This window comes from Streptomyces sp. BE303 (genome assembly GCF_036290945.1).
Taxonomy (GTDB): Bacteria; Actinomycetota; Actinomycetes; order Streptomycetales; family Streptomycetaceae; genus Kitasatospora.
Genome location: NZ_JAQYWZ010000624.1, coordinates 1 through 5,011 on the forward strand (window position 1 = coordinate 1; position 5,011 = coordinate 5,011).

At 74.7% G+C, this 5,011-nt stretch carries 1 protein-coding gene; it reads left to right on the forward strand.

From position 1 onward, the window contains the following. The coding region (locus PUR56_RS14395) for a type I polyketide synthase (protein ID WP_329949198.1) at positions 1-5,011 on the forward strand (5,011 nt) is incomplete at both ends.

The window sequence follows — 5,011 nt, forward strand, 5'->3', positions numbered from 1 at the left end:
GCTGCTCCAGTCGTGGCTGGCCGACGCGGCGTGGTCCGAATCGCGCCTGGTGGTGCGGACGTTCGGTGCGGAAGGCGCGGAGATCACCGACGCCGATGGCGCCGCGTTGTGGGGTCTGGTGCGGTCGGCGCAGGCCGAGCACCCGGACCGGCTCCATCTGCTGGACGCGGCCGAGGACGTGTTCTATCCGCTGCCGCAGGCGCTGGTGCGCGAGGGCGTGGTGTCCGCGCCGCGTCTGGTGCGGGTGACGGGCTCCGCGTCCGCGCCGGTGGAGTTCGGTGACGGCACGGTCGTCGTGACCGGTGCGACCGGCACCCTGGGGCGGCTGGTCGCCCGGCATCTGGTCGAGACGCACGGGGTCCGTGACCTGCTGTTGCTGTCCCGCTCCGGTGGGGATGCCGGACTCGTCGAGGAGCTCGCTTCGGCGAAGGTGCGGGCGGTGGCCTGTGACGTGGCCGATGCCGGGGCGGTGGCCGAGGCGTTGCGGGGCGAGCCGGTGACCGCGGTGATCCACGCCGCCGGTGTGCTGGACGACGCCCTCCTCGCCGATCTGACGCCCGAGCGCCTCGACACGGTGCTGCGCTCCAAGGTCGACGCCGCGCGCAACCTCGCCGCCGCGACGGAGGGCAGGACGCTCAGCGCCTTCGTCCTCTACTCCTCGGCGGCCGGTCTGTTCGGCAACGCCGGCCAGGCCAACTACTCCGCGGCCAACGCCTTCCTGGACGCGTACGCGACCGAGCTTCGGGCGCAGGGCGTGCCGGCGACGTCGCTGGCCTGGGGCCTGTGGGACGCGGGTATGGCCGGCGGGCTCAGCGAAGCCGAGCTGGCCCGGGCCCGGCAGGGCGGCATCCTGCCGCTGACCGCCGAGCAGGGGCTCGCGGCCTTCGACGCCGCGTTGGGTACGGGCCGGGCGGCCGTCGCGCCGCTGGCGCTCGACACGGCCCCGCTGCGCGAGGCCGCCGCGGCCGGGTTGTTGCCCCCGCTGCTGGCGAGCCTGGTCCGGGTGCCGGTCCGCAAGCGGGCCGACACCGCCCTGGGCCTGCGGCTGGCCGGCCTGCCGGCGCCGCAGCGCGATCGGGCGGTGCTCGACCTGGTCCGGACCCACGTGGCCGCGGTTCTCGACTACGCGGGCCCGGAGGCGGTCGAGGTCGAACGCGCCTTCAGCGAGCTGGGCTTCGACTCGCTCATCGCGGTCGACCTGCGCAACCGCCTGATGGCCGTGACGGGCCTGCGACTGCCGTCCACGCTGGTCTTCGACTACCCGAACACGCTCGCCCTGGCAGCGCACCTCGGTGCCGAACTCGCCGGAGCGGTCGAACGGGCCGACGCCGTCGCCCCGGCGGGCGCGACGGGCCGGACGGTTCGTGCGCTCCGTGCCGACGAGCCGATCGCGATCGTGGGGATGGCGTGCCGCTACCCCGGGGGCGTCGCGTCGCCGGAGGACCTGTGGGAGCTGGTGGCGTCCGGGCGGGACGGGATCGGGTTCTTCCCCGAGGACCGTGGCTGGGACGTGGAGAACCTGTACCACCCGGACCCGGACCACCCCGGTACCTCGTACACGCGGGAGGGTGGATTCCTCTACAGCGCGGGGGACTTCGACCCGGAGGTGTTCGGGATCTCGCCGCGCGAGGCGCTGGCGATGGACCCGCAGCACCGGCTGCTGCTGGAGACGTCGTGGGAGGCGTTCGAGCGGGCGGGGATCGACCCGTTGGGCCTGCGCGGTTCGCGGACCGGGGTGTTCGCGGGCGTGATGTACAACGACTACTCGATGGTGCTGGGGGCCTCGGACGACAGTGCCGAGGGCTTCATGGGCACCGGCGGGAGCATCGCGTCGGGCCGGGTGTCGTACACCTTCGGTCTGGAGGGCCCGGCGGTCACCGTCGACACGGCGTGCTCGTCCTCGCTGGTCGCCCTGCACCTCGCGGTGCAGGCGCTGCGCAGCGGCGAGTGTGACGCGGCGCTGGCGGGTGGTGTCACCGTGATGGCGACGCCGAACACCTTTGTGGGGTTCTCGCGGCAGCGGGGCCTCGCCGCTGACGGCCGGTGCAAGTCCTTCGCCGAGGGCGCGGACGGCACCGGGTGGAGCGAGGGTGTCGGCATGCTGCTGGTCGAGCGGCTGGCCGATGCCGAGCGTCTGGGTCACCCGGTTCTCGCGGTGGTGCGGGGCAGTGCGGTGAACCAGGACGGTGCGTCCAACGGTCTGACCGCGCCCAACGGTCCGTCGCAGCAGCGGGTGATCCGCCAGGCGCTGGAGTCGGCGGGTCTGACGGCGCGGGACGTGGACGCGGTGGAGGCGCACGGGACGGGCACCTCGCTCGGTGACCCGATCGAGGCCCAGGCGCTCCTCGCCACCTACGGCCAGGACCGTGCGGAGAACGAGCCGCTGTGGCTGGGTTCGGTGAAGTCGAACCTCGGTCACACCCAGGCGGCGGCCGGTGTCGCGGGCATCATCAAGATGGTGCAGTCGATGCGGCACGGCGTGCTGCCCGGCACGCTGCACGTGGACGCGCCGTCGTCCCAGGTGGACTGGTCCGCCGGTGCGGTCGAGCTGCTGACCGAGGCCCGCGACTGGCCCGCGACCGACCGGCCGCGCCGGGCCGCGGTGTCCTCGTTCGGCATCAGCGGCACCAACGCCCACGTCATCCTCGAAGCCGTGGCTCCGAGTTCCCCGGCCGCCGCGTCGGGTCGGAGCCTTCCGGTGACCCCGATCGTGCTCAGCGCGGCGGACCCGGACGCGCTGCACGCCTACGCCGCCCGCCTGCGCACCGCCGACACGGCGGACCTGTCGCTGGACCGGGTGGGCCGGGCCCTCGCCGGTCGAGCGGCCCTCAGGCACCGCGCCCTGCTCCTCGCCACCGACCACCCCGCGCTCGACCGCGCGTTGGCCGGCGTCGGTTCGGGCGACGAACCCGGGGCCGGGACGCGGTTCGGGGAGGCGCACCGCGCCGCTCTGGCGGTGGTGTTCACCGGTCAGGGGTCCCAGCGGGTCGGTATGGGCCGGGAGTTGTACGAGGCGTTCCCGGTGTTCGCCGCGTCCTTCGACGAGGTGTGTGCGGCACTGGATCTCCCGCTGCACGAGGTCCTGGACGACCGGGCGCGGCTGGACCTGACCGGCTGGGCGCAGCCGGCGATCTTCGCGGTCGAGGTGGCGCTGCTCGCCCTCGTCCGTTCCTGGGGCGTGGAGCCGGACGTCGTCGCCGGTCACTCGGTCGGTGAGATCACCGCCGCCCACGCCGCCGGGGTCCTCACCCTGGCCGACGCGGCGAAGCTCGTCGCCGCCCGGGGCCGACTGATGCAGGCCCTCCCGGCGGGCGGGGCGATGCTGGCCGTCGGGGCCTCGGAGGCCGAGGTGCGCCAGGCGGACCCGGTCATCGACATCGCGGCGGTCAACGGCCCGGACGCCGTGGTCGTGTCGGGCGCCGCGGACGACATCGCGCGGATCGCCGGACTCGCGGCGGACCGGAGCTGGAAGACCAACCGCCTGCGGACCAGCCACGCGTTCCACTCCCGCCTGATGGAGCCGATGCTCGACGAGTTCCGCACGATCGTCGGGACGCTCGGCTTCGCCGACCCGGTGACCCCCGCCGTCTCCACGGTGACCGGCGCCCCGGTGGCACCCGGCCAGTGGTCGGACCCGGAGTACTGGGTGCGGCAGGTCCGCGAGCCGGTCCGCTTCGCCGACGCCGTCACCGCTCTCGACGCCGGCCGTGTGCTCGAACTGGGCCCGGACGGCGTCCTCACCGCGCTGATCGGCGAACTGCGTCCGGAGCTGACCTCCGTCGCCGCGCTGCGCCGTGACCGGGGCGAGGTCATGGCGCTGCTCACGGCAGTCGGGGCGCTGTTCGTGGAGGGCCAGGACGTCGACTGGGGCTCGGTGCTCGGCACCGGCCCGCGCGCCGACCTGCCCACCTACGCCTTCCGGCACCGCCGGTACTGGCCGCGGCCCCGGACCGGTTCCACCGGTGACGCCGTCGGCCTCGGCCTCGTCGGCACCGGGCACCAGCTGGTCGGCGCCGCGGTCGAACTTCCCTCCGGTGACAGTGTCTTCACCGGAAGGCTCTCGACCCGTACGCACCCGTGGCTGGCCGACCACGCGGTCTCCGGCCGTACGGTCGTCCCGGGCACGGCACTGGTGGAGATGGCGCTCGCCGCCGGGGAGCAGGCCGGGCTCCCGGTGCTGGACGAACTGCTGCTCCAGGCCCCGCTGACCTTCGGGGACCAGGACGGGGCCCAGGTCCGGGTCACCCTGGCCGCGCCCGAGGACGGCCGCAGCGCGGTGACGATCCACTCCCGGCACGAGGACGACGCCGCGTGGGTGCTCAACGCCGAGGGCGCGCTGAGCGACGCCGCCGAGCCGTTCCCGGACACCGCCGCCGCGGCGGCGGTCTGGCCGCCGGCGGGCGCGGACGAGATCGACGTCGCCGGCTTCTACCCGGCGGCGGCAGCCGCCGGGCTGGAGTACGGGCCGGCGTTCCAGGGTCTGAAGGGCGTCTGGAAGCGCGGCGCGGAGGTGTTCGCCGAGGTCGAGCTCGATCACGCGACCGCCGGGTACGCGCTGCACCCGGCACTGTTCGACGCGGCGTTGCACGCGATCGGCGCGGGTGGCGCGCTCCCGGTCGACGGCGGTGTCCGGTTGCCGTTCGGCTTCTCCGGGGTCCGGGTCGCGGGCCCGGCCGGGACGAGCCTCCGGGTCGAGATCGCTCCCGCGCCCGGTACCGACACGGTCCGGCTCACGTTCACCGACTCGTCGGGTGGTCCGGTCGCGGCCGTGGAGAGCCTCGTACTGCGTCCGGTCGCGGCCGGTCAGTTCGGCGGCCTCGCCGACCGACTGCTGTTCGGTGTGGAGTGGGCCTCGCAGGAGGTGGCGGCCGAGGTGCCGGGTGCGGTGATCCGTCTCGGTGACGCGCTGCCGGTGCCGGTGCCGGTGCTGTTGGTGGATGCGACGGCGGCGGGTGCGGCCCGGGACCGGGCTGCCGCGTTGCTGGTGCTGCTCCAGTCGTGGCTGGCCGAC